Origin of the sequence: Parapedobacter brassicae (assembly GCF_051400755.1) — a bacterium.
GTDB lineage: Bacteria > Bacteroidota > Bacteroidia > Sphingobacteriales > Sphingobacteriaceae > Parapedobacter.
Genome location: NZ_JBLFFL010000001.1, coordinates 81,621 through 108,093, shown reverse-complemented (window position 1 = coordinate 108,093; position 26,473 = coordinate 81,621). Strand labels below are relative to the sequence as shown.

General features: G+C 46.1%; 22 protein-coding genes and 1 tRNA gene. 13 read left to right on the top strand and 10 right to left on the bottom strand.

The annotated features are described in order from the left end of the window. The first annotated feature begins 41 nt into the window (after positions 1 to 41). From ACMGDE_RS00505 to ACMGDE_RS00495, 3 genes are all read left to right on the top strand, one after another. A complete protein-coding gene (locus ACMGDE_RS00505) occupies positions 42 to 1,775 on the top strand; it encodes a capsule assembly Wzi family protein (RefSeq protein ID WP_436830782.1) in 1,734 nt (577 codons plus the stop codon). Positions 1,776 to 1,970: 195 nt separating this feature from the next. Then, on the top strand, positions 1,971 to 4,481 hold the full coding sequence (locus ACMGDE_RS00500) for an SLBB domain-containing protein (protein WP_436830781.1): 2,511 nt from the start codon (positions 1,971 to 1,973) through the stop codon (positions 4,479 to 4,481). A gap of 24 nt (positions 4,482 to 4,505) precedes the next feature. After that, positions 4,506 to 5,594 carry a Wzz/FepE/Etk N-terminal domain-containing protein gene (locus ACMGDE_RS00495; protein WP_436830780.1) on the top strand — a complete coding sequence of 363 codons (1,089 nt, stop codon included), beginning with the start codon at positions 4,506 to 4,508 and terminating at the stop codon, positions 5,592 to 5,594. On the opposite strand, the gene ACMGDE_RS00490 is transcribed toward ACMGDE_RS00495, so the two are convergent. The 3 genes from ACMGDE_RS00490 to ACMGDE_RS00480 are packed head-to-tail and all read right to left on the bottom strand — an operon-like array spanning position 5,572 to position 8,756. Beyond that, positions 5,572 to 6,792, bottom strand: coding sequence for a bifunctional 3,4-dihydroxy-2-butanone-4-phosphate synthase/GTP cyclohydrolase II (locus ACMGDE_RS00490; protein ID WP_436830779.1), 1,221 nt, complete (start codon positions 6,790 to 6,792; stop codon positions 5,572 to 5,574). The two genes, ACMGDE_RS00495 and ACMGDE_RS00490, sit on opposite strands and share 23 nt — an antisense overlap. Before the next feature lie 35 nt (positions 6,793 to 6,827). Continuing rightward, positions 6,828 to 8,339 (bottom strand): LptF/LptG family permease, encoded by a 1,512-nt coding sequence (locus ACMGDE_RS00485; protein ID WP_436830778.1) that lies wholly within the window; start codon positions 8,337 to 8,339, stop codon positions 6,828 to 6,830. Positions 8,340 to 8,378: 39 nt separating this feature from the next. Then, positions 8,379 to 8,756, bottom strand: a complete 378-nt coding sequence (locus ACMGDE_RS00480; RefSeq protein ID WP_436830777.1) for an START-like domain-containing protein — start codon at positions 8,754 to 8,756, stop codon at positions 8,379 to 8,381. Between the two features lie 99 nt (positions 8,757 to 8,855). Here ACMGDE_RS00480 and ACMGDE_RS00475 point away from each other — a divergent pair. From ACMGDE_RS00475 to ACMGDE_RS00455, 5 genes are all read left to right on the top strand, one after another. Next, positions 8,856 to 8,929 (top strand) — tRNA-Met (locus ACMGDE_RS00475). Between the two features lie 219 nt (positions 8,930 to 9,148). Continuing rightward, positions 9,149 to 11,473, top strand: a complete 2,325-nt coding sequence (locus ACMGDE_RS00470) for an Rv1355c family protein (RefSeq protein ID WP_436830776.1) — start codon at positions 9,149 to 9,151, stop codon at positions 11,471 to 11,473. Then, positions 11,470 to 12,177 carry a hypothetical protein gene (locus ACMGDE_RS00465; RefSeq protein ID WP_436830775.1) on the top strand — a complete coding sequence of 236 codons (708 nt, stop codon included), beginning with the start codon at positions 11,470 to 11,472 and terminating at the stop codon, positions 12,175 to 12,177. Before ACMGDE_RS00470 ends, ACMGDE_RS00465 begins: the two co-directional genes overlap by 4 nt. Before the next feature lie 43 nt (positions 12,178 to 12,220). After that, positions 12,221 to 14,350 carry a sensor histidine kinase gene (locus ACMGDE_RS00460; protein ID WP_436830774.1) on the top strand — a complete coding sequence of 710 codons (2,130 nt, stop codon included), beginning with the start codon at positions 12,221 to 12,223 and terminating at the stop codon, positions 14,348 to 14,350. A gap of 72 nt (positions 14,351 to 14,422) precedes the next feature. Continuing rightward, a complete protein-coding gene (locus tag ACMGDE_RS00455) occupies positions 14,423 to 15,508 on the top strand; it encodes a hybrid sensor histidine kinase/response regulator (protein ID WP_436830773.1) in 1,086 nt (361 codons plus the stop codon). Between the two features lie 32 nt (positions 15,509 to 15,540). On the opposite strand, the gene ACMGDE_RS00450 is transcribed toward ACMGDE_RS00455, so the two are convergent. The 5 genes from ACMGDE_RS00450 to rplM form a co-directional block, all read right to left on the bottom strand. Next, positions 15,541 to 16,002, bottom strand: a complete 462-nt coding sequence (locus tag ACMGDE_RS00450) for a response regulator (protein ID WP_436830772.1) — start codon at positions 16,000 to 16,002, stop codon at positions 15,541 to 15,543. A 274-nt stretch (positions 16,003 to 16,276) separates the two neighbouring features. Next, a complete protein-coding gene (gene tsf, locus ACMGDE_RS00445) occupies positions 16,277 to 17,116 on the bottom strand; it encodes a translation elongation factor Ts (protein WP_436830771.1) in 840 nt (279 codons plus the stop codon). A gap of 140 nt (positions 17,117 to 17,256) precedes the next feature. Further along, entirely contained in the window at positions 17,257 to 18,126 is an 870-nt protein-coding gene (rpsB, locus tag ACMGDE_RS00440) for a 30S ribosomal protein S2 (RefSeq protein WP_436830770.1), read from the bottom strand. 21 nt (positions 18,127 to 18,147) lie between these two features. Next, positions 18,148 to 18,534: a 30S ribosomal protein S9 gene (rpsI, locus tag ACMGDE_RS00435; RefSeq protein ID WP_436830769.1), complete on the bottom strand. Its 387-nt coding sequence runs from the start codon at positions 18,532 to 18,534 to the stop codon at positions 18,148 to 18,150. 11 nt (positions 18,535 to 18,545) lie between these two features. After that, entirely contained in the window at positions 18,546 to 18,989 is a 444-nt protein-coding gene (rplM, locus tag ACMGDE_RS00430; RefSeq protein WP_436830768.1) for a 50S ribosomal protein L13, read from the bottom strand. Positions 18,990 to 19,116: 127 nt separating this feature from the next. Here rplM and ACMGDE_RS00425 point away from each other — a divergent pair, with 127 nt between their 5' ends. The 5 genes from ACMGDE_RS00425 to ACMGDE_RS00405 all read left to right on the top strand — a co-directional run bounded on the left by ACMGDE_RS00425 (position 19,117) and on the right by ACMGDE_RS00405 (position 24,958). Next, positions 19,117 to 20,832 carry a tetratricopeptide repeat protein gene (locus ACMGDE_RS00425; RefSeq protein WP_436830767.1) on the top strand — a complete coding sequence of 572 codons (1,716 nt, stop codon included), beginning with the start codon at positions 19,117 to 19,119 and terminating at the stop codon, positions 20,830 to 20,832. Next, entirely contained in the window at positions 20,810 to 21,595 is a 786-nt protein-coding gene (gene lolB1 / locus ACMGDE_RS00420) for a lipoprotein insertase outer membrane protein LolB1 (protein ID WP_436830766.1), read from the top strand. The genes ACMGDE_RS00425 and lolB1 overlap by 23 nt, the downstream gene beginning before the upstream one ends. A gap of 89 nt (positions 21,596 to 21,684) precedes the next feature. Beyond that, the gene (locus ACMGDE_RS00415; RefSeq protein WP_436830765.1) at positions 21,685 to 22,971 is read left to right on the top strand and encodes a murein hydrolase activator EnvC family protein; all 1,287 of its coding nucleotides are present in this window, start codon (positions 21,685 to 21,687) and stop codon (positions 22,969 to 22,971) included. A 93-nt stretch (positions 22,972 to 23,064) separates the two neighbouring features. After that, positions 23,065 to 23,259: a twin-arginine translocase TatA/TatE family subunit gene (tatA, locus tag ACMGDE_RS00410; RefSeq protein WP_436830764.1), complete on the top strand. Its 195-nt coding sequence runs from the start codon at positions 23,065 to 23,067 to the stop codon at positions 23,257 to 23,259. Positions 23,260 to 23,506: 247 nt separating this feature from the next. Beyond that, on the top strand, positions 23,507 to 24,958 hold the full coding sequence (locus ACMGDE_RS00405; protein WP_436830763.1) for a lytic transglycosylase domain-containing protein: 1,452 nt from the start codon (positions 23,507 to 23,509) through the stop codon (positions 24,956 to 24,958). Between the two features lie 13 nt (positions 24,959 to 24,971). Here the strand turns inward: ACMGDE_RS00405 and ACMGDE_RS00400 are convergent, their stop codons facing one another. Continuing rightward, entirely contained in the window at positions 24,972 to 25,484 is a 513-nt protein-coding gene (locus ACMGDE_RS00400) for a phosphoribosyltransferase family protein (protein ID WP_436830762.1), read from the bottom strand. A gap of 100 nt (positions 25,485 to 25,584) precedes the next feature. Continuing rightward, positions 25,585 to 26,178 carry a C40 family peptidase gene (locus ACMGDE_RS00395; protein WP_436830761.1) on the bottom strand — a complete coding sequence of 198 codons (594 nt, stop codon included), beginning with the start codon at positions 26,176 to 26,178 and terminating at the stop codon, positions 25,585 to 25,587. Positions 26,179 to 26,473 lie beyond the last annotated feature (295 nt).

Here is a 26,473-nt window from a genome sequence, read left to right as displayed (position 1 = left end):
CTACACAAAGTGTAAACGTGGTCTGTTATAAATAGCCTATTATGCAAAGTTACGGGTGGTTCATCACTAAATCTCTTCGTCTTTCTATTTTTATTATCGTATTCGTGACAGGCCCTTTTTTTCTGAAAGCACAAGTATTGCCGGTAGGTACACAGGTACTCGAAGATAAATATCGGCGTGATCAGTTGCTGGGGCTTGTTGATTCGACCATTTCTTTTACCATCAGACCACTGACCGCTTCTGCATTGGGGCGTGATGATGTGTTTGATCCAGATGGTGTGTTGGGGAAAAGCAGCATTGTTTACACTACTCCGGATGCACTCGGATACCTGCAAATCTTACCGGCCAGCCTTCAATATCGGAATAACTCCGTGTATCCCAACGGCTGGAACGACGGAAGCATGATACCTGCACGGGGTGGGCAAACTAAGCTGTCGATCGGCATATTGGCCAAATACCGCTTCTTGACGGTCCAATTCCAACCGGAAATAGTGACGGCGTCCAATAGAAAATATGAAGAACTCGCGGCATTGCCAGGCTATGGATGGCATTGGTATTATACGTTTGGTAATCGTATCGACATGCCTGAGTATTTCGGTAAAGGGGGTTATTCTGGCGCGTTCATGGGACAGAGCAGCATCCGCGTTAATTTTGATCCGGTTTCTTTCGGAATATCGACAGAAAATCTTTGGTGGGGACCAGGAATCCGAAATTCATTGCTTATGAGCAATACAGCCCCGGGGTTTCCCCATGTAACGATTAACACGACAAGGCCTGTTGCAACGGCTGTCGGAACTTTCGAAGGCCAGTTTGTAGCGGGAACACTTAAATCGTCGGGCTATCCTCCTTCTTATACGGAGGAGAGTAAACATCATGAGCTATTCTATGTGGAAAAACCCGATGTCAATCGGTATTTTTCGGGACTGGTAGCGAGCTATCAACCGCGTTGGATAAAAGGGCTGTCTTTGGGTTGGATTACCACTATGGCCGTTAACCGGCCAGACAGGGGTAACAACCTGCGGGATTTTTTGCCCTTCCTAAAACCCACCATCAGTGAGGTCACGTATTTGGATGCCGGAAATGGCACGGAGAAAACAAGTGAAGATACCCGTATCCGGTATAGTTCAATATTTTTTAGATGGGCTATGCCTGCAGGTAAATTGGAATTATACGGCGAATATGGTAGAAGCCTTAGGCCACACGACGGTCGTGACAGAATAGTTCAGGCGGCACATTCTCGGGGATATGTACTCGGGTTCAGGAAGTTGTTACCATCAAATTGGATACAAGAAGGTGATTTATTCCAATTCGGAGCCGAGGTGACCCAACTTTCGTTTAATTCTAGTTATTTCCTAAATGATAGCCCGAGCCCAACGTGGTATACCCATCATGTGGTGAGGGACGGCTATACACATCGTGGCCAAATGTTAGGGGCTGGCATTGGACCAGGTAGTAATATTCAGTCAGCACAAGTGTCTTGGATACGGGGCTTGAAGCAGGTTGGGCTTCAATTTGAGCGCATAGCACAGAAGGATGATTTCTTCTATAGTATCGGGCATATAAATGACTTAAGAAGACAATGGGTCGATTTAGGTATGCAAGCATATGCCGATTGGGATTTCGACCACCTGATTGCCTCTTTGGGAATACAATATACCCATGCATATAATTATCGATTTGAGTTTGATATGCCGCCGGGAAATACTTTTTGGGAATTTAACCCGCAGGATAAAACAAACATGACGGTTCAAATTGGGGTGTCGTATCGGTTTTGAATGCTTAAAATCGTAGTCAGCGAACACGATAAGGTATCCGCCGCCAAATTACGCATTTGGGCAACCCAATCGGGGTAAACTGATGGCGACTACAGAATCGGACGGATGGTATAGGCAAAGTAAAAAAAAAACATTTTATTTGCGGTAAATTAGGAGTAGTGGGTTTTTGAGTTAACTAGTAAGCAGAAAAGGTAGATGAAGTATCGTATTTTTTATTCTATCAGTATTCTTTTATTGATTTGCCTAGGCTTGTTCGGAGGTCAGAGTTTCAGTCAGACGATTAATTCTTCGGATTTGTCTAATGTTCGTGTTGATGATTTGTCAGACGAGCAGATCAAGGCGTACCTTGCGCAAGCCGAGTCTTCGGGGTTGAGTGAGAGCCAAATGGAACAGCTGGCATTGGAGCGGGGCATGCCGGCCACCGAAGTGGAGAAATTAAGACAGCGGATAGAACGTTTGGAAAGCATCCCATCTGCAAAGGGGGGGGCTTCTATTTCGATAAGGGATAACGAGCGACAATTAGCGGATCCATCGCAGCCTCTGGGCGGAGATACGCTGCTTTCTGACTCGCTGAGTAAAAAAGACAGTCTTCGCTCGAAGATATTTGGAGCCTGGTTATTTCAGGGGGTTACGCCTGTGTTTGAACCCAATTTGCGCATTGCTACACCACAAAACTATGTGGTGGGATCCGGGGATCAAATTTTGATTGATATTTATGGGCAATCAGAAGAAGATCATACGTTGACAGTATCGCCTGAAGGCACGATAAACATTCCCTATGTCGGCGTTGTTTCCGTGTCTGGAATGACCATCGAACAGGCAACGGCACGTATCACTTCCCAGTTGTCAACGGTGTATTCGGCGATCCGAACAGGTGCAACGAAGGTGCGTGTGACATTGGGTAATATTCGAAGCATTCGAATCACGGTTGTGGGAGAGGTCGTCAAGCCGGGTTCGTATACATTGCCTTCTGTTGCCACTGCGTTTAATGCATTGTATTTTTCGGGCGGACCGACCGAAAATGGCTCGTTCAGAAATATTAACATCATCAGGAATGGAAAAGTAATCGGGACATTGGACATCTATGACGTTTTAGTGAATGGTTTCTTTCCGGAAAATATTCGTTTGGAAGATCAGGATGTTCTTATGGTGCCGCCTTATGAAAGCAGAATAGAGGTTGACGGGGAGGTGAAGCGGCCGGCAATATTCGAATTGAAAGGAGGCGAAACGTTTGAAAGACTGTTGACCTATGCTGGTGGTTTTACAGAGGACGCCTATAAAGCCAGGATAAGGGTGATCAAGCGGACGGACAGAGAGCAACGAATAGAAGACTTGTTAAGCAGCCAATTTGCCCAGTACACTCCTCAATCAGGGGATAAATATACGGTGAATCGAATTTTGGAGCGGTTCGAAAATCGAGTTACCATTGAAGGGGCGGTGTTCCGTCCGGGAGACTATGAGCTGAGTCCGGGATTGACATTGTCCATGCTGCTTAAAAAAGCAGACGGGTTGAAGGAGGATGCGTTTTTAAATCGAGGGTATGTGCTTCGCCTGAAAGATGATATGCAAACGGAGCAATTGTCGTTCGATGTGTCGGGAATAATGGCCGGGACAACCCCAGATATCGAATTGAAACGGGAGGATGTGGTAACGATTGCTTCAATATTTGATTTGCGTGAAGTATACACGGTAGACATCGATGGCGAAATCCGGTCACCGGGGCAATTTGCCTATGCTGAAGGCATGACGTTGCAGGATCTTATTATGCAGGCAGGAGGTTTCAGGGAGAGCGCCACCGGTCGCCGCATTGAAATATCCAGGCGCGTAAAGAATGCAGACGCACGTTCGCAATCTGCTCAAACAGCTGAAGTTTTTCAGGTATTTGCTGACAAAGATCTGCGTAAAGCGGACCAAGATTTTGTCCTTATGCCGTTTGATAAGGTGGTGGTGCGCACGGCCACAGGTTACGAGACCCAAAAGACAGTGAGGATAGAGGGAGAGGTTCTATTTCCAGGACCTTATACCGTTACACGTAAAGATGAACGCATTTCTGACATCATCAAGCGCGCAGGCGGTTTTACGCCATATGCTTACGTAACAGGAGCATCCTTAAAACGAGGGGGCACGCTGGATACAGCTAAGGCGGCGGAAACAAGCGCCGATAAAGCGGAAAGGGAACTTCAGAAACAAGATGAATATGATCGCATGCTGGCATTGAAGCAATTGCAAAGCGATGCCAACACTGTTGACGAAGTAAGTATTAGCAGGAATATTAATAATGACTTTGTCGGGATCAACCTGGAACGGATCATTAAAAAGCCAGGCAGAAGGGGGGACCTTATTTTGGAGGATGGTGATGTCATCCGTGTACCTAAGGAATTGCAAACGGTGAAAATTTCCGGTGAGGTATTGGCGCCGTCCACTGCGGTGTACTCGCCCTCTAAAGGATTTAAGCAGTACATATCGCAGGCGGGAGGGTTCTCGTCCAAAGCATTACGTAAGAGTGCGTATGTGTTGTACGCAAACGGCTCCGTGAAGAGTACCAGCCGCTTTTTGTTCGTGAACAATTATCCGCCAATCAAGCCGGGTGCGGAAATTTTCGTGCCTCAAAAGGAGGTGAAAGAACCGATGAGCCCCCAACAATGGTTGGGTATCGGAACAGGGGTGGCCTCGCTCGCGGCAATTATATTGACGATGCTTCGATAATAGTTATCTTGCTTGCAAACAAACATGGTAGAAAAGAATATTAATACAGGCCAAGACGACGAAATCAGCTTGAAAGAGTTGATTGTGAAAATACAGGAATGGATACGGTATTTCCTGAGTAGATGGCTGGTCATTGTCATTATTGGATTGTTGGGGGGCGCCGCCGGCCTCCTCTATGCCATTACCAAGAAAACCAGTTATACTGCGACGCTGAATTTCGTCATGGAGGAGCAGGGATCGTCTAGAAACAGTTTAGGTTCAGCGGCCGGTATTGCTGCACAATTTGGATTGAATTTGGGGGGGCTCGGTAGTTCGGGTGGCTTTTTTCAGGGAGATAACATCATCGAATTTCTGAAATCTCGTTCGATGATTGACAAAACATTGCTAACGGAAGTCGAGATTGATGGAAAGCGGAATATATTGGTCAACCGTTACGTGGAATATAACGGATTCAGAGAAAAATGGGCGGAGAAAGGGCTATTAGCTGATTTTCAGTTTAAGGATACCACCGGGATTTTTTTACAAGACAGTTTAATGGCCGGGTTTTATAAATCCATTTTGAATAATAATCTGGTCATTGACAAACCGGATAAAAAGCTGAACATCATCGCGATAAAAATGGAGACATCGGATGAGGTGTTTTCTAAGGTATTTGTTGAAACCTTGATCGAGAATGCCTCACAATTTTATATTCGGACGAGGACGCAGAAGGCGGAGGAGAATTTAGCCATTCTCACCCGCCAAGTGGATTCTGTACGCAGGGAATTAAATGAAGCGATTGGCGGTGTGGCGGCAGCCACTGATGCCAACCCGAATCCGAACAGGGCCTTCCAAAGCCTGCGGGTAGGCTCGCAGCGGCGTACGGTAGATGTGCAGGCCAATACGGCAATATTGACCGAATTGGTAAAAAATCAGGAGCTGGCGAAGATAACACTCCGAAATGAAAAACCTGTTATCCAGGTGTTAGACAAACCAATACTCCCATTGGAGAATGATAAACTCGGCAAAGCCAAAGCCATCGTCATCGGCGGCTTCCTTGGTGGGTTCCTCGTTTGCTTAGTCTTATTAATCAGACGAATTTACCGCCAAATTATGGAAGCGGATCCTTCATGATGCTATGACCCATGCGGTCCCGTTTGGCGAGCAGGTACCGTTCGTTATGCGGGTTCGCTTCGATTTCGATGGGCACATTCTCAACGATTTCCAAACCGTAACCGATAAGTCCCGCACGTTTGGTGGGGTTATTGCTCATCAGGCGCATTTTGGTGACGCCGAGATCCCGCAAGATTTGGGCGCCGATACCGTAGTCGCGATGATCGGGTTTGAACCCTAATTCGAGATTGGCATCCACGGTATCTAAGCCATTTTCCTGCAAGTTATATGCATGTAACTTGTTGATTAAGCCGATGCCTCTGCCTTCTTGGTTCATATACACCACGACGCCTCTGCCTTCTTCTTCAATCATTTGCATGGCACGGTGTAGCTGCGGACCGCAATCGCAGCGGCAGGACCCGAAGATGTCTCCCGTGACGCACGAACTGTGTACGCGTACCAATATGGGTTCCTCAGGAGCCCACTCGCCTTTGTAGATGGCGATGTGCTGCTCACCGGTGTTTTTCTGTGTATAGGCCATCAGGTTGAATTGCCCCCATTGGGTGGGGAGATTGACGGAGACTTCCCGGGTTATGAGGGTGTCTTTAGCCAACCGGTATTCGATCAGATCCTTGATGGAAATGATCTTTAAATCAAAATGCTTGGCGACCCGGATCAGGTCAGGCAGCCTGGCCATTTCACCATCATCTTTGAGGATTTCGACCAATACGCCTGCGGGTTCTAAGCCTGCAAGCCGGGCTAGATCGATTGCAGCCTCGGTATGGCCCGCGCGACGGAGCACCCCTCCGTCTTTTGCAATGAGCGGAAACACGTGGCCCGGTCGCCCAAATTCCTCTGGCTTAATATCCGGATTGATCAAGGCTTTGATGGTCTTCGACCGGTCTGAAGCGGAGATTCCAGTCGTACAACCGTACCCTTGAAGGTCTACCGACACGGTGAAGTTGGTCTCATACACAGCGGTGTTATTGCCCACCATGAGGTTTAGGTGCAGCTCTTTACAGCGTTCCTCGGTAAGCGGTGCACACACTAAGCCACGACCATGCGTGGCCATAAAATTAATTACTTCAGGTGAAGCATTCCGTGCAGCCGTGATGAAGTCTCCTTCGTTTTCGCGGTCCTCATCGTCTACAACGATCACTACTTTTCCGGCTTTTATATCGGCGATTGCCTCTTCAATCGTGTCTAACCTGATGTTCATTTGGCCTCCTTGTAAAGCACACAAAGGTACATTACTTACGGCGTTAATGTATAATCGTCATGTAAAGTTTTACGGGGTAGCGGTTTCTCGGACTGACGAATACCGATTTTGGTTTTTATCCAAGCCAGTATCTTCTCGGCTTTCAACCGATATTGTTCGATATCGAACAGCGCTGAATCGGTAGCGGCCTTATAGGTAAGGAAAATAGCCAATGGCGATAATACAAAAATGGCCATCCACATACCCCAAAAGGTGTCGATATTCCCTTCCTTTGCGGATTTTTCGCTGACGGTAGAGATGATGTGATAAATGAGGAAGAAAATGATGGCTACCACGACGGGAAGTCCCAAACCGCCCTTTCGGATAATTGCACCTAAGGGTGCGCCTATGCAAAACAACAAGAGGCAGGAAACGGCCAACGTGAATTTGCGTTGGAATTCTACGTTATAAAGAATGTCTTTATTGCGATAGAAGGTGTCCTCGTTGGCTTTAATGTTGAGCACGTCTTTGATGTATCGTACCTGATTCAAGGCGCTGTTTATCGCCATACTACGCTTGTCGCTGGGGATGGTTTCGATAAATGCTTGTTCGTACCGGGCGGGTGTATTGGTGACCGATGTCGTGTCCGTAGGTTTATAATAGTCGTTGAAATAGTAATAGTATGATCGTATTTCCCTAAATACCGTGTTGCTGACACTGTCTAGCTGCACGGCATTGGAATCGGTATATTGCTTAAGCTGCTTCAGGTTGAGCATCATGTGATGGCTCTTGAATAGGTTTTCGTCCGTGCGTTTCATCTGGAAAGCAGACATATCAAACTTCTGTTCCGTCTCGTCGAAATAAAACCGTGTGAACTGTTGCCGTGGATTGTATACCTTGGCATTCCTGCTTCTTTGGTCCTCATAGCGCACGCCGTCTTTGAGCTTGAGGATCATGGTGTTATTATCCGGAGAATTGTAGATGTACCCCTCTTTGGCCAATAATACAATGCCAGCGTTATTGTTGTTTTTATGATCATAGATCATCAGGTCATACAGGATCTTTCCGTCTGTGCTTTTCCCTTTTGCACGAATGGAATATCCGGGAATGGTGTTGTTGAAAATGCCGGGTTTAATGAGAAAATCGGCCTGTTTTATCCGCACGTCATACAGCAAAGAACCCATTTTGAGGTTGACGACAGGCAAAATGTAATCACTGAAGAGGAATGCGCCACCGCTGAACAGGCCTACGAGGATAAACAGCGGTGTCATGGCTTTCCGGAGCGAGATACCCGCGGCTTTGATGGCGACCAGTTCATAGCTTTCTCCAAGATTACCAAAGGTCATGATGGAGGATAGCAGCATGGACAGGGGCATGGCCATGGAAATCTGCACGGCCGACTGGTAGGCCAATAACTCCAGGATTACGTACCATTCGAATCCTTTTCCGATTAAATCATCGATGTATTTAAAGAGGAATAGCATCAGCAGCACAAACATCACGATGAAAAACGTAACGATGAACGGCCGAATAAACGACTTGAGGATAAGAAGATGGATTTTTTTCATAAGTCCCTCAATGCAAACCCAGTACAAAGGTAGCAATTTTTAGGCACCTATTACACTTTGGAGGTATTCGATTTGGTTGTTCCAGATCAATCTGCGGTCATTGAGATTTTCTTCCCGCGCGAAGTCGGTAATGGCAAGCGCTACGTCGTTGGTGAGCTCATCCTGAACGATTTCCATCTCGAAATGATACGGCTCATCGTCAAGCCATTTATATTTAACTAGTTTGTTTTCCTTGAGGGCAATCAGCTTGGCAACATGCTGTTCATCATCCCAGCTAAACTCATAGACGCCATCCTTGTATGTCACGTCATCCGCAAACCATTGGGCCAATGCGTTGGGTTCATGCAAGAAGGAAAATAAGATTTTGGGTGAAGATTTGATCTCGTATTCCAGCTGGAATTTGATTTTTTCTGCCATGCCAAGGATGATAATTTTGCGTGTGATTTGTGTATTGTTCTTTGTTAACTTTTTTTCTAAAGAAAAGGAAAATAAACTATATTTGCAAACTAATTTTTAGGCGGGGTAGCTCAGATGGTTAGAGCGTAGGATTCATAACCCTAAGGTCGGCAGTTCGATCCTGCTCCCCGCTACGGCATAGGACCTGTCCAGTTTTCTGTACAGGTTTTTTTGTTCGCTCGGCTTAACCCGCGATCCCGCTGTGATTCTTTTCATTAATTCAGGTTCGCTACATCAATACATTGAATTTGAACTGAATGATTATTTCGTTAACTTTATGCATTAAACAGCGCCGGGGTTGACCTTGCATCACATTATATAGACAAAATTTTCAATAATTTCATGAAGCTGATATGACGACAGGGTATTTACAGCATGGTATCTTAGCACAAACCTTAGCAGATCAGCAAAAGGATGGCGATGTCATAAGACCTTCATTTTTCAGGCTGAGCAGTAATGCAGACGGCACAGCATTACACGAGCTTTTGCAAAAAAAGCCTTATATCCGAATTTTCGACACGATTGATCAGCAATTGACAGAGCTGGTCAAGTCATTTTTTCCGAAAAGGACATTGGGTAAAGATGATATCACATCCTTAATCGCAACACACTTAGGAGAGACACCTAAGATCGCATATGGAGTTTGGGTTTATTATCCCTGGAATGAAACGCTGGTGCACATCCTTGATGAAGATGAGTTCATACGTATGCGAACCAGCCGTAATCGTTATAAAATCACTGAAGAGGAACAGGCACATTTAATGACCAAACGGATCGGTGTTATTGGTCTGTCGGTAGGCCAATCGGTTTCGCTCACACTTTGTATGGAACGCGGATTTGGTGAACTCAGAATTGCAGATTTTGATGAACTTGAAATCACCAATTTAAACAGGCTTAGAAGCGGGCTGCATAACATGGGGTTAAAAAAAACCGTCATAGTAGCCCGAGAAATCGCTGAAATTGATCCGTTTTTGAAAGTAACCTGCTATCACGAAGGTATAACGACCGTTAATTTGGAGAACTTCTTATTACACGGCGGCAAATTAGATTTACTGATCGAGGAGTGTGACGGAGTGGATGTCAAAATCAACAGCAGAGTAGCAGCAAAAAAGCACCGGATACCTGTTTTAATGGAAGCCAGTGACCGGGGAACTGTTGATGTCGAGCGATTTGATCTGGAACCTGAACGCCCTATCCTCCATGGTTTTGTGGAACATTTGGATCTATCAAACGTAGGCCAGGCGAAAACGATGGAGGAAAAATTACCTTATATATTGCCGATTGTTGGTGTTGAGACGATGTCGACCAGACTAAAAGCCTCAGCAATAGAGATCGGGCAGACTATCTCTACCTGGCCGCAATTGGCCAGTGCGGTTACAATGGGAGGCGGTATTACCGCAGATGTTTGCCGAAGAGTGCTTTTGAATCAGTTCCATCAATCCGGCAGATATTTTATAGACCTTGACGAATTGATAGGGGATCCAAAATCCCCGAATCCAAGTTTCGTATACGAAAAGAAGTCATTAACCGATCGTGATATCATTAAGATAGTTGGCAAAACGCATACCGTAGCCGAAGGTGTCGAAGATGCAATGGACGTCGCGGTGATAACGGAATTGGTTGATGCTGCAAGGAAGGCGCCTTCACCCGGAAATAACCAACCATGGAAGTGGTGTTTTGACGGGCGATGGCTTCATCTATTTCATGATATCGAACGGTCGGAGTCGTTTGGCGATTTTGAGCATATGGCCTCTTATATGACCTTCGGTACTGCGATAGAAAACCTCAGGTTAAAGGCCAGGGAACTGGGTTTTGAAATTATTGAACGATATTTCCCCACGCAAGATCAGCAGTTACATATCGCGGCGTTCGGATTCAGGAAGGCAAAGCTGGCTAAAGATGACTTGGTGGATTTTATCGGTATACGTTTTACTAACCGCCATCTGGGAAGTGGACAACCGATCGGTCGGGAGCAATTGGCGGCGTTGCACGATGCTGCACGAAATGTTCATGGCGTTGACCTAAAAATCGTCGACGATAAGGCCAAAATAGCGCGGTTGGCCGCCATTGCGGGTCAATCGGAGAAACTTAGACTTTTCATACCTCAAGGTCACTATGAGTTATTTGAAAAGGAGCTGCGGTGGAGTATTGAGGAAGTTGAGGCGAGTAAGGATGGTTTGGATCTGCGTTTACTGGAACTCAGTCCCAAGGACAACATCGGGTTTCGGGTGTCACGGGATCCTGCGGCGATGAGACTTGTTGCGGAATGGGGTAAAGGAAAAGCATTAGAAAACATGACAGCAAACCTGGTTTCCACTTCTGCTGCCGTTGGCTTAATAACAGCCGACTCGCTAGATCCTTCGGATTGTCTTTTGGTGGGATCTGCGATGCAAAGGCTGTGGTTGACGGCCAACCAGTATGATATTTCTGTTCAGCCGATACTGGCTCCTATTCTCCATTTTGCGCGAGTGAATCACGGAGGGGGGCATACGATGGATTCCAGCATCGAAAATGAATTTAGGCAATTGAACCGCGAATTTAACGAACTCGTTGAATTGGATGGAAACAAGAAAGAGCCCATGTTTTTGTTCAGGATGTTCTATGCGAAACAACCTACAGCAAAGGCAACGCGAATGGCGCTGGAAAATGTTTTTTTAAACTTAGCAAAAAGAGGATGATTTCAGTCAGTTTTCGAGCATTTAGGGCCGTTGACGAGCCGGACACCTGCTTGCGCTTTATAGAAGGGCATCGAAAAGTGCTTGAAATCTATGGCATTACCATGATAACTTCGAATAAGGCATTATGGACAACTCATGAAAACACGTATGTAATAATAGTCGAATCTAAGGATGACGGCCGACCTTTAGGCGGGGCTCGCCTCCAGATCGCAGACGATAAGTTGATGTTGCCTATTGAAGACGCGGTTGGGAAAGTCGACGGTAAAATCCACGAAATTATTAAACAATATGGAGTCAATCGTACTGCGGAATTATGTGGTCTGTGGAATTCGCGCGAAATCGCCGGATATGGAATTGGTAGTTTTTTCCTGACTCGGGCGGCAATTGCGTTGTCGAAGGCTGCCCTTAAGGTGAAAACACTATTTGCTTTATGTGCACCGGCAACCGTCAAAATGTGTTCCCAGGCCGGTTTTATCATCGAAAGATCCCTCGGAAACGATGGATTTTTCAATTACCCAAAATTGGACCTGATTGCAACGGCTATGATCATCAAAGATGTAGACGTTATTCTTACTGCCACCGAGGATAATCAGAAATTTGTTGATGAGTTTGTCGCTCAACCTATTCAAAATAGAATTGAAAAAGGGCCTAAAGGAGAGATCGATGTGGCTTATGATTTAGCCCTTTCTGGTGTTCTGCTGTGACTCCATTCTTATTAGGATTTAATGTATTCATAATAGTCATTTGATGGGCAATTCATTTTTCTATCCGCTTTTTTTATGTTTAATTACAGCTTACGCTTACGCAAGCGCTGCGCCCGCCATAGCCGATGACGAACTAAATTATACCATTTCCTATTTGGAAGACCAACAAGGTAAATACCGTATCAATGACGTTGTACGGATGCCGTTTGTCGAATTGGATACGCACATTCCAAATTTTGGACTGACCACGTACACATTTTGGTTTAAAATTGAGGTGATAAACCATACGCCTGACAGTTCTTTCTGGTTGAGCGTCCAAAATCCAAGCATAACCAACCTTGATTTTTATGAAGAAGAAATGGGTGTATTTGAAGCGCAAACGATCAATCAAACCACTCCAATCAAATCGAGACCGTTAAGTAGTCACTATCCTATTTTTAAAATAAATCAGCCTGCTAAGGCGACATCAATATATTTTTTAAGGGTGCAAAGCCGCAACGTTATGGAGTTGCCCATGACAATAAAAAAAGACAGCTTTATTGTAGCGCAAATTAATAACGACCAGTTATATTTCGGCTTATACGCGGGGATCATATTGGTGATGTTCTTTTATAACTTTTTTATCTACTTGACCGTCAGGGACAGCCAATACCTATACTATGTCCTCTACATATTGGTAGTGGGCGTTACGCAGGCTAGTTTGAAGGGTTTCTCCGCTAAATTTTTCTGGGATGGAAATACGTGGCTCATCGAAAATGCCACCCACGTCATAACCGCTGGTTCGGGTGTCTTTTCTATATTTTTTGCATTTAGCTTCTTACATGTGAAGCGTTATCTAAGCGCGATATATAAGATCCTTTGCTGCAATTTGGTGATTTATGTCCTCTGTATTGTCGCGTATATAAGCGGTCATTTTATATTCGGTCAGACACTGCTGCAGTTTAATACGACCATCGTTTCTTTGCTAATCTTGTCCAGCGCGATAACAATTTATAAAAAGGGATATAAGCCGGCATTATTTTTTTGGGTTGCATGGTCCTTTTTTTTAAGTGGGGTCGTTGTGTATATATTGAAAGATGCCGGAATTTTGCCGTTTAACAATTTTACCAGCAATTCGATTTTGATCGGCTCGGGATTGGAAGCGGCATTATTATCCTTTGCTTTAGCGGATAAAATAAGTATTTACAAAAGGGAAAATGAGGAATCGCAATTGCGGACCATCGAAATTGCGAAAGAAAACGAAAAACTCATCCGGGAGCAAAATATCGTGTTGGAGCAGCGTGTAGAAGAGCGTACGCATGCGTTGAAGGAGTCGAATGAATCACTGCAAAAAACACTAACGTATTTGAAAGAGGCGCAAGCGCAATTGGTGGAGGCGGAAAAAATGGCCTCTCTCGGTCAACTCACCGCCGGCGTTGCACACGAAATTAACAATCCCATTAATTTTGTAACATCCAACGTTACCCCGTTGAAGCGGGATGTGGCCATGATCTGGGATGCGATGGACGAGATTGAAAAAATAGCCCTGTCCGACCTGTCCATGATGGTTAAACAGGAACGCATCCACGCATATAAGGAGGCATTGGACATTGACTACCTAAAAACAGAGATTGATTTTTTGCTGAAAGGAATGCACGAGGGCGCAAGCCGGACGGCAGAAATTGTAAAAAGCCTACGTGTTTTTTCGAGAGTTGACGAGGATTCATTGAAATTTGCGGACATCAATGAGGGCTTAGAATCGACATTGGTGATTCTGAATAGCGTGATCAAGGAGGCGGTGGTCGATAAACAGTATGGGCAATTGCCGTTGATCGAATGCTATCCGGGAAAACTGAATCAGGTATTCCTCAATATTATCACAAATGCATTGTATGCGATCAACAAAAAATTCAATGGGAAGCATGGGGGTCTATTGGAAATCAAGACGAAGACGGATGCTATAAACGCCTATATCTCCATCAGCGACAACGGTACCGGAATGCCGGCCTCCGTACGCGAAAAAATATTCGAACCTTTTTTTACGACCAAGGAGGTCGGAGAAGGAACGGGGTTGGGAATGTCCATCGCATATAACACCGTGAAGAAACACCAAGGTGAGATTAAGATTGACTCGGAAATAGGGGTGGGCACCACGTTCACACTGATTATTCCCTTAAAACAACCAGTGCAGTGATGTTCTTTATAAAAACAATTATTTAATTTTGCTACATTCGCTTCATATAGGCCAATAACTTCCCTTTGCTTTATGCTCATATCTCCCGAAATACTTTATATCGATGACGAGGCCAACAACCTGATCAGTTTTAAAGCTACGTTTAGGTATCGCTATCCCATACATACCGCTGTTAATACCAATGAAGCCCGCGAAATATTGCGTTCAAATCCCAATATACGCATAATCTTTTGTGATCAGCGCATGCCGGATGAGATGGGGATCGATTTTTTGTATAAGGTAAGACGTGACTTTCCGCGGCCGGTCCGGATTTTGCTGACAGCCTATGCCGATATGGAGACGGTGGTAGATGCCGTGAATAAAGGTCATATCTTCAGGTTTGTGCGTAAGCCTTGGATGGAGGAAGAGATTATTTCTTCCATCGAAGAGGCCAATAAATTCTATATCGCCAACTCCATGTTGGACATTAGGAACGAGGAACTCCAAAAAGCATATGACGAACTCGACAAATTTGCATATAGTGTCAGTCATGATCTCCGCGACCCCTTAACCGGAGTGCTGTCGGCCATTAAGTTGGCGCTGGAGTTTGATTCGGTAGAACGGATTCATGAGATTTTGGGATTGATGGAAAGTTCCGTATTGAAACTGAACGCGTATATCAATAGCCTGCACGACTATTACCTATTGAAACGCGGTGAACTCACCATTTCTGAAATTAAATTTGGAACATTATTCGAGTACTTGGATGGTTTCTATAGCATTTATTCACACAACAATCATGTTAGCTTCAAGGTCGACTGGAAGCAGGAGGAAGAATTTAAAAGTGATGAAACCTCGTTGAAACTCATATTGCATAATCTATTATCCAACGCTTTTAAATATCAAAAGCGGGACGGGACCCATAAATCGGTGGAACTGTCGGCCATCGTATCCAATGGCAAAGCCACGATACGGGTAAGCGACAGCGGGATCGGTATCGCGGCAAACGATATCGGAGAGATATTCAAGCTGTTTTTCCGGGCAAGCGATCAGGTGGAGGGTACGGGTTTCGGATTATATAATGTAAAAAGTGCACTGGCTAAACTTCAGGGCGAAATTGCCGTCAACTCTGTCGAGGGAGAAGGAACGACGTTTACAGTGATCATACCTAGCAAATAGGCGCTTGAAGCGGAGCGTGACTTTTGGGGTATTCAGGACAATAGTTTTTGCCTGAGTAAAAATTCGAGCTGCTCGTTGGTCACTTCGAGCTTAGAATAGGATTCCTTTATTTTTTTCCGTTCAGCGTAGATTTCATATGCTCTTTGAATGGTCTCATCCAACTCCTCCTCACTCCAGGGTTTACTCAAATAATGAAATATCTTTCCCTTGTTTACGGCGTCTACCACTGCACTCATGTCGGCATATCCCGTAAGGAGGATCCGCATGGGGTCGGGGTTAAGATGGATGACTTCCTCTAAAAACTCAACACCCGTCATATGGGGCATCCGTTGATCGGTGATAATGACATCAACAGGGTGTTCCCTGACGATCCGAACGGCCTCTTCGCCACCCAATGCCGTATAAATCTTATATTTTAAACGAAATGTGGCCTTAAAAGAGATTAAGTTGTTCTCTTCGTCATCAACATATAAAACGGAAATTTTATTTTCCATGTTTAATTAATTAACCGTTGCGGCGAAATGTTGAATGGATGTTGGCATAAATTTCTTAACCTTTGACTATATTAACCGCTTGTTAATTTTAGTATAATGCAAATCTAGCTACAAGTTAGCAAAACTTACTGTCAAAGACGTAATAATGATGAAATAAATTACACAAAACTTAAACCACCTCCTTAAAATATGGGATTTTACGGAGGTGGTTTATGTATGAGTTTTGATGACTTTATTCTGAGGTCGCGGCGCAATACGGTATAAACCGGGATGATTAAGCACCCAGTTGTACCCTTTTGAATACGGTCACAGTCAACCCTTTCGAGACACTATCCAAGAATTGAGCAATGTTTTTGGACGAATCCTTTACAAATTCTTGGTTGAGCAAGGTAGACTCTTTGTAGAATTTGTTGAGTTTGCCCTGTGCAATCTTTTCGACCATCTCCTCAGGTTTGCCTTCGGCGCGGATTTGCTCTTTTGCAATTTCCAGTTCGCGTTCGATGGTACGGGAGTCTACATCACCTTTGTCAATGGCTACGGGGTTCATTGCTGCAATCTGCATGGCGACATCTTTGCCAGCCTCGTCGGCACCTTCAGCAACTTGACTAAGTCCCACCAACACACCTAAGCGGTAGTTGCCGTGTATATAGGCCACTACTTTTTCGGCTTCGGCCGTTTCGTATTTGGAAACATCTATTTTTTCGCCGATTTTGCCGGTTTGATCGAGCAATAAATCAGCAATTTTTACACCATTGATCTCCAATTGCTTCAACGCATCGAGCGATGCAGGTGATTGGTTGACGGCGACATCAGCGACACCTTCTGCAAACGCGATGAAGTCGGCGTTTTTAGCCACAAAGTCTGTTTCGCAGTTCAATTCGATGACAACACCTTTCTTCCCGTCTGCCGTCGTCTTTGCGATGACTACACCTTCGTTTGAATCGCGGTCTTGCCGGCTTGCGGCTACTTTAGCACCTTTTTTGCGCAAATAGTCGATCGCGGCCTCAAAATCACCATTGGCTTCAATCAGGGCCTTTTTGCAATCCATCATACCTGCACCGGTCTGTTGGCGCAGCTTGTTTACGTCTGATGCTGAAATTTGTACTGTGGACATTTTATTTTCCTTATTTGTTATTTACGAATGTATGTTCTTTTGACTCTTCCAATTTACGTATAAAAAAACCGGATGGCAATCGGTTAACGGAAAGATAATGCTTCCGAAACCTCCTGTTTACCATCCGGTTTCTATAGGGATTATTCTCCGTCTTGGGTATCGTCTGCCTCGGCTGCGGCTTCCACTTTCGTCTTACGTGGACGCTTTCCTGAAGTGTCGGCATCAGCTTTCGCTTCTTTTGCTTCTGCTTCAGGTTCCTCTCCGCTGTCAATTTTGGCTTTAGCAGCAGCAGCTTCCTTCTCTGCTTCCTCCTCTTTGTCGCGCTTGCGTTCTTCGAGCCCTTCTTGGATCGCTTTCCCGATGATCTCCGTAATGAGGCTGATGGACTTGGTCGCATCATCATTAGAAGGGATGGGGAAGTCGATATTGGTCGGATCCGAGTTGGTATCGACCATGGCAAATGTAGGGATATTCAATTTCAGGGCTTCGCTCACGGCGATATGCTCCTTTTTGACATCGATGATAAACAGCGCAGCGGGTAACCGGTTGAGGTCTGCTATACCACCCAGCAAGCTTTCCAATTTGATGCGCTCGCGTTGGATCATCAGCTTTTCTTTCTTAGATAGTACGTCGTATGTGCCGTCTTTGGTCATCTTATCGATGTTTGACATCTTTTTGATGGACTTGCGTACCGTGGCAAAGTTAGTTAGCATGCCACCGAGCCAGCGTTCGGTCACGAACGGCATGTTTACGGCTTTCGCCTGTGCAGCAACGATATCTTTGGCTTGTTTTTTCGTTGCCACGAACAGTACCTTGCGGCCCGATTTAACAACCTGTTTGATCGCCGAAGCGGCTTCTTCCAGCTTGATAAGGGTCTTATTTAAATCGATAATGTGGATGCCATTGCGCTCCATGAAAATGTACTTGGCCATTTTCGGATCCCATTTGCGGGTAAGGTGACCGAAGTGTACACCTGCATCCAATAATTCTTGATATGTTGTTCTTGCCATTTTTCTGTTCTCCTTTAAAGATTAACGTTTACTGAATTGGAATTTCCGGCGTGCTTTGCGGCGTCCTGGTTTCTTACGCTCCACCATACGGTCGTCGCGGGTCACCAAGCCTTTGGCACGCAGTGCAGGTTTCACCTCGGGGTTTAGCTCGATGAGCGCTTTGGCTATCGCCAAACGAACGGCTTCTGCTTGTCCTTTGATGCCTCCTCCGGCTACGTTAACTTTTACATCGTAATTACCAGCAGCGCCAGCTACTTCTGTGCTTTGGGTAACGATGTATTGCAATGGCAATGTTGGAAAATAGACTTTATAATCCTTACCGTTTACGGTAATGTTGCCGCTGCCAGCAGATAGATAAATGCGGGCAACTGCTGTTTTTCTTCTTCCTGAAGTGTTAGTCGTTGACATTTCTTTGCTCCTTAAAATTTAACAGTTTTTGGATTTTGTGCCGCATGGGGATGTTCATTACCCGCATATACATGCAGGTTTTTAGACAATGCACGCCCCAATCGGTTTTTGGGTAGCATACCGCGTACGGCTTTTTCTACCAAGCGCTCGGGATGCTTGGCCAATAACTCCTTTGGAGAACTGAAACGCTGGCCGCCCGGATAGCCGGTATAACGGCTATACACTTTGTCATTGAGCTTGTTGCCAGTCAACCTAACTTTGTCTGCATTGATGACGATCACGTTGTCGCCGCAGTCTACGTGTGGGGTGTACGATGGCTTGTGTTTTCCCCGGATTACCATGGCAATCTGGGATGACAAACGCCCCAAGATCTCGCCCTCAGCGTCAACAACAATCCACTCTTTGTTGACGGTGCTTTTGTTGGCAGAGACAGTTTTGTAACTTAACGTATTCACTTGCTTTGTTTTGAAATAATTAATAAATATATTTAGCCCCTTTTAAGGGACTGCAAAGGTACGATAATAAAATTGATTTTTCAAAGTTATGGGGCAAGTAATGATAAAGATGTGTTTTCGGAGGCGGATGATGATGGTTGGTTGGTTCCTGATCGCTGCTGTTTGCGCCTTTGCCCAGGAGGTTGACGTACCGAAGGTTCTGAACGCGCAAGACAGTTTAGTCATTAAAGAGCTTTATTTCAAGGGGGTGCAGCAAAAATCGGCCGGACAGTTGGCTGCCGCCGAAAAAACGTTTGACAGCGTGGTCGATTTGCAGCCAACTAATGATGCAGCCCATTTCGAGCTCGCCCGGATCTATGTTGAAAGACAAGACTACACCGCGGCCGCGCGCGCCGCCGCGCGCGCCGCAAGCCTCAATCCGGACAATGAATGGTATTGGACCACGCTGTTGGACATTTACCGCAAAACCGCGAATGTGAAAAAAATGGCGCCGATATTCGATGAGCTCATCCGGTTGGACCCGGATAAGGCATCCCACTACCACGACAAGGCATATGCCCTGTATTTGGATAAACAATATGCCGCAGCGCTCGCTGTTTATGATACGATCGCCGGGCGATTCGGAGAGACAGACGACCAATACCTGACCAAGCACCAAATTTACATGGCGCAGGGCAACGTAAAATCAGCAACGGCACAGTTGGAAGCGCTTATTGCGACCAAACCTAAAGAAAGCAGAGGCTATATCCTGCTCGCCGAACGCTACACCGACGCAAAGGAGACCAAAAAGGCGATGGCCATCCTGGACGAGGCGGCAGCGCTGTTTCCTAATGAGCCGTTGGTTTTACTTGGTAAATCAGATGTCTACCGCGCAACGGGCAAGCAACGGCAAGCTTATGAATTCTTACGGCAAGCGTTCGTCAGTAAGGGCCTGGATATTGACGCCAAAGCGGGAATATTATATACCGCTGTTGGGCAACAAGAGCATCCCTTGGCTACAACGTCTATAACGGGTTTAGCCGACTTATTGGTGGAATTATATCCGCAAGAGGCAAAAGCTTATGCCGTAAAAGGTGATATTTACACGCAGTTGCTGCAGCTGGAGGAGGCGCGTCAAGCTTATTTGGCAGCATTGAAGATCAATCAGTATATCGATGGCGTTTGGCAGCAGCTGTTGCAAGTGGAGCTCCAAATGGCGCGCTATGATGACGTGCAAACCCACGGGAAAGAAGCACTCGTGCTGTTTCCGAACCATCCGTTGATCATGTTTTTTACCGGGCACGGTTTTCTTGGCAATAAGAACTATGAGGAAGCCCGCACACATCTGGAAACCGCGTTGAATAATGCTGATGAAACGAATACGCCGCTATTGACGCAGGTATATAGCACACTTGGTGATATCTACCATGCGTTAGCCCGGTATGCCGAATCTGACGTAGCATACGAAGAAGCCATCGCGTTGGATAGTACCAATGCGTATGCGCTCAATAATTACGCGTATTACTTAGCATTGCGCCGGGAAAAATTGCCGCTCGCCGCCGAAATGTCAAAAAAGTCAAATCAAATCATGCCTGATTATGCCTCTTATGAAGATACCTACGCTTGGATCCTCTTCCAACAGGAAAAATATCACGAGGCATTGGTGTGGATTGAAAAGTCCATTAAGCACGCAGAAGACCCTACGGATACATTGTTGGAACATTACGGCGATATTCTTGCCAAATTAGGGAACATCAATGAAGCGATTATCCAATGGAAAAAGGCGCGGGTCCTATCGGAGTCTGTTGGCAAGGATATTGATAAGCTATCCAAAAAAATCAATGCAAAGCAATATATTGACTAAAGCGATCGCTTGCGTTGCGCTGGCTGCTATGTTTTCGTGCGCACCCAAAAAGCGGCTGGCAGTGGGGGAAGGAAGTGAGCGGCGCATGTCTCGTACCGAAAGCAGGCATGTGCTGGAAGCTATCGCCCAGCGCCAATCGACATTCGCCACGTTCAGCGGACGAGCCAAAAGTACCGTAAGCATTAATAATGATCGGTATGATGTCACCGCCAATGTGCGCATAAAGCGGGATAAGGCCATTTGGATTTCCATTACCGCGCTCATGGGCATCGAAGCGGGCAGGGTATTGATTACGCCCGACAGTGTCCAAATCATCAATCGTCTGCAATCGGGCTATATCCGTAAACCCTTTGACTATATCCATCAGTTTACCGCCACAGCGCTTGATTTTTCCGCCTTACAGCAATTATTGGTGGGCGATGTATTCACGCAGGTAACCACCCGCGACGGTGAGGTATGGGCGAACCCTGGAGGGTATCAGCTGAAGTTGCTGGTCGAGGAGTTGCTGTATACGGTACAGCTGGATACCGGGTTTCACACGGTGCGTACGCTATTGGATGAGGCGGGGCGCCATCAGCGGATGGAGGCCTCTTATGCAGACTACCGGGATGCCGACGGACGATCGTTCCCGTATCAGGTGCGCATTTCCATCACGGCAGACCGCTTCAATCTGCAGTCTGCCATGCAATACAGTACGGTGGTGTATGATGAACCGGTGGACATGCCCTTCAGCATCCCTTCGCGGTACAGGGAAATCCAATAATGCAAAACGATGTATGATTATCGAGGTACTTTTATTACTTTCGCAAACAATAACGGATTAAGTAGAGGAGATCGACAAAGTAGCAATTGATGAATGTTATCAGGGGAATTTTAAGTGTAGTTGTATTCTTTTTGGCGTCGGCTATCTGCCATGCGCAGAGCAGTGCCGAGTTAAAGAAGCAGCGCGAACGCCTGAACCGCGAGATTGAACAACTCAATCAGAGCCTCAAGAGTACGTCGAGTGATCGAACACTATCGCTTAAACAGGTGAATGCGCTCAACGCCCAACTGCGCCTCCGTGAGCAGAAGATCAGTACCATTAGCAGCGAGATCAAACTGATCAGTAATCAAATCGCATCCCATAATAAAACCATCCAAAACCTGCGTGACCAATTAACCAAGTTGCGTAAAGACTACGAAAGCATGGTGTTGTTCGCTTTCCGCAATCGGAATGCCCACAATAAAATGATGTTTATATTTGCTTCCAAGGATTTTAACCAAGCGTTCAAAAGGGTAAAGTACTTGCAGCAGTTCAACGAATCGCGCAAGGAGCGGGCAAAGGAAATCGAAGACACACAAAAGGCCATCGCGTTAAAAGTGGCACAACTGGAAGCCAGCAAGAAAGAACAGGCAGCCTTGCTCGGCGAGCAGCAGGGAGAGCGAAAAGTCATCGCCCAAGAACAGGGTGCGGAATCCAAGGTGCTGCGCGCACTCACCCAGCAGGAAACGCAATTTAAGCAGGAGCTGCAAAAAAAACAGCAAGAGGATGAGCGGCTGGCAAGGGCGATACGGACGGCCATTCAGCGCGAGATCGAAGAACAGCGCAGGTTGGAAGAAGAAGCACGCCTCGCCGCACTGGCTGTGGAAGCCGAGCGGACCGGAAAAACGGTAAAAGAGGTTGAGGCCGAGAACCCGGCGGTCCGTAAGAGTGATACGGAGGTGCTGGCGAACACCCCGGCGGCGGCCAAGCTATCCGCCGATTTCGCGGGCAATCGCGGTCGGTTGCCGTGGCCGGTGCAGCAGGGAATCATTACCGAGCGGTTCGGGAGGCATACCGTGGCGCGTGGTGTCACGGTGAACAGCACAGGGATCAAAATCCGGACAAATAACAATGCTCCGGTGCAGGCCATCTTTGATGGCACCGTGCACACGGTAGGGAGCATGACAGGTGTCTATTTTGTCTTGATCCAGCATGGCAAGTATTTTTCGGTATATCAGAATCTGAGCGGTTTATCGGTGAAACGCGGACAAGCGATCCAACGGGGGCAAACCCTTGGAACGGCATTGGTTGACCCCAGTGATGGGACATCCGAGGTGCATTTTGAGCTTTGGGAGGGTGCTGCACCGATCAATCCCGAACCGTGGTTGGCGAAATAGGTGGTATTATTTGTAGTGAATAAAATATTCTCCGTATATTTGTAAAATCCACTTTAGTTTAAGGAGTGGGGTGATAACTTAAAAACAACGATTATGTTATTAGATTCAGTGTTGTTATTTCTTGGTGCGCAGGAGATTATATTGATTGTGCTGGCACTTCTTTTGTTGTTTGGAGGACGGAAGATTCCCGAGCTGATGAGGGGTATGGGACGCGGTATCCGCGAATTCAAAGAAGGTCAAAAAGAAACTCCCAATCCCAAGGAGGAGCTTGAAGAGAATAAGCAATAAAATTTATACCCAAAATAACGGACGGGACTTTATGCTAAATAACATTGATTTGGCATAGGGTCTTTTTATTTTAGGGCCCAAATAGATATAGCGTCATCTATATTATTCTGCATCGCACAATAAAACCATCCATGCGTGCGTTTTTCACTGTAGAATTACTTAACCAATGATCGTTAATCGTTAAACCGACAGGCTATAGAAGCAGCCTTGAAGGGACTTTATGGCAATGCACCTAGCTGACTAGAAGATGAAATTAAAAAGTATTTCGGCAATAGCTGTAAGTAGCTTATTGTGTACATACCCGGCATTTTCAAAAGCCACATTCCTAGATTCGCTATCCGATACGACCACCAAAGTCGACACGCTCGCCAAAAGGGCGGTAAAGCAGTTAGATCTGCAGCATAATCTGACCGCAGATAGCGCAAATTTCGCGCACCTTAAGGCGGTGCTCCATGCCCCCCCGATTTTTGAATATGCAACGGCTACTATCCAGGGTCGTTTGGCCTATTTGCAAAAAACGGTTCCGCTCACCTACAATTCACAGGTGCAATCGTATATCGACCGGTACAGTACAGCAGGTTATCGGATGCACCTTTCCAGTATGATGGGGTTGGCGCGCTATTATTTTCCAATTTATGAGCGCGTGTTTGCCAAAACCGGCATTCCGGATGAGATCAAATATTTGTCAATCGTCGAATCCGCATTGAATCCACATGCGAAATCCCGGGTAGGGGCAACCGGTCCATGGCAATTCATGTTCGCCACCGCTAGCGCATACGATTTAGCAATGGATAGCTATGTCGACGAGCGGAAGGATCCCGTTGCCTCCAGCTACGCCGCAGCATCCTACCTATTAGATGCTTATAACGAATTCGGCGATTGGTTGCTGGCCATCGCGTCCTATAATTGCGGCAAAGGCAATGTATTGCGCGCAATTCAACGGTCGGGATTGCGCAATCCGGACTATTGGGCCATCAGCAATTATCTGCCGCGTGAAACACGCCATTACGTGCCTGCATTTATTGCGATCACGTATATGTTGGGGTATCACGAAGAGCACGGCATCGTACCGGCAGATACCGAATTGCTGTTAAATACCGAGACCGTTTGGGTGCAAAAGTTTGTGCCGTTCAGCCATGTGGCCAGAGCGCTTGGCATTGACGAGGATGTAGTCAGTGCGTTGAATCCGGCTTACAAGCGAGGCGTAGTGAACGGCGATCCCACGTCTCCAAAAAGACTGATCCTGCCAGAAGTCCGTCCTGAAGCATATTCGGCGTTATATACCGTCTTGAATAGTACCAATGAGGTGCCTGTGGTGCAGCATGCATCAGCCGTAACAGGCCCTGCAGCCCGTACCGCTACTGCTATCCACCGAGTGCTCCGCGGGGAGACATTGGGTGAAATCGCACAGCGCTACCGTGTCACGGTACAGGATTTGCGTGCGTGGAACAACATCAAGCAAAACGTCATCGTCCCCGGTCAACGCCTGAGTGTCGGCGCTTCGGATGAAGGCAGTTCGGATGAAGCTGCCCGTGCGGCATCCGGCTCCTATATCAGCTATCGGGTCAAGCGCGGAGATACCTTGTCGAGTATCGCGAATCGCCATCGCGGCGCAAACATCTCCGCCATCAAGGCTGAAAACGGGTTGAAAGGCAGCACGATCAAACCCGGTATGACATTGAAGATAAACGTTGATTAGCGGATTTAAGGACCTATTGCAGCCAGGCGGCGTCCTCACCGCCGTCACACTCATGAAGATTGACAGCCACATGTTCCTTGAGAATGGTAGACAATTTCAAGCCCGAGAAGTCGCTAAAGATCGGATACTTATGGTGGCTGCGGTCTATTAGCACTGCCGTACGCATCTTTTTAAGGGGTACATTAAAAAACACGCCCATTCCATAAGCCAGTGTGCGTCCGCTATTCAACACATCATCCACTAAGATGACCACCTTATTTTTTGCCTGTTCGATCGGTATATCGGTTTGTGCATCCAATGTGCTGCTGGTTTTATCCAACGATACTTTGATGAGTTGGATGTCAAGCGATGAAATTTCTTCGAGCACGATTTTTAATCGCTGAGCAAATACATACCCACGGTCGGCTATACCTACCAATACAAGCGATTTTTCTTCAAAATTATCCTCAAGTAGCTGATAGGCAATACGGATCGTCTTCTTTTTTATCTGCTCCTGGTCAAGGATTAAAACTTTTTTCGTGGACATACTAGCTTTGCAGTGAAAATGGTCTGGTAAAAATAAGAAAAAAATCCGCACATCAGGTTGGGCGGATTAAAGCATATCAGTACGGTATGTGATGCGTGGGTTAATTTACAGACAGCTGCTGATCACTTACATTGACGCCGGGATTCTCCAACGTACGCAGCGTAGCGGTCAGCATGCGGCCTCCATTGTAATAATAGCGCTTCCAATAGGCTTCATTCAGGTCGCTGATCATGACCCCTCGGCTCGATGACGCATGAGCAAACTTGTCATCACCGATGTAAACCCCTACGTGCGTAATGCTGCGGCTCCGTATTTTGAAAAAAACCAGATCACCGGGCTTGAGTTCGTCTTTACGGATCGGATCTACCTGCGTATAGATGTTACGGCTATTGTGACCCAATGTGGTGTTGAACACCTTTTCATAAAGTTCATAGGCAAACTTGGAGCAGTCCACGCCATTTTTTGTCTTACCTCCGAGGCGGTATGGCGTGCCTATCCATTCGTAGATAAACTGATATAATTTGGTATTGGTGGTTGCCGTTGCAGCCACACCCATGATTTGGGAGAAGTAATCTTTTGCTAAATTATCGGGGTCAGATGGGTTTACGGTCGGCTGATCGGTTGTTGTCTGCGCTTGCGATACGGTGAATAGGCAAGCTAGTAGCATCGATGCTATTAATGTTTTTCTCTTCATTAAACGGTCATTTTATAAAACATGCTGACGTTGATTGTCTATCGGAGATTCGTTACCTCCCTGCCGTTGGTTCGCAAATCTATATTAAAAAATTTGACAATGCAAGCAAAAATTGACATAATTATATTTTGTTTTAATTTTTTTAAAAAATACGGTTTTGTTAAAAAAACAACTTTTTTCTTGCTAAACTCAAAATAAAGATTTTCCTTTGTCGCATAGATTGAAAAAACCGTGAAATTACACACAACGATTACGACATCCACTACCACCGGGAATACCGCTCGGAGGAGGTGAT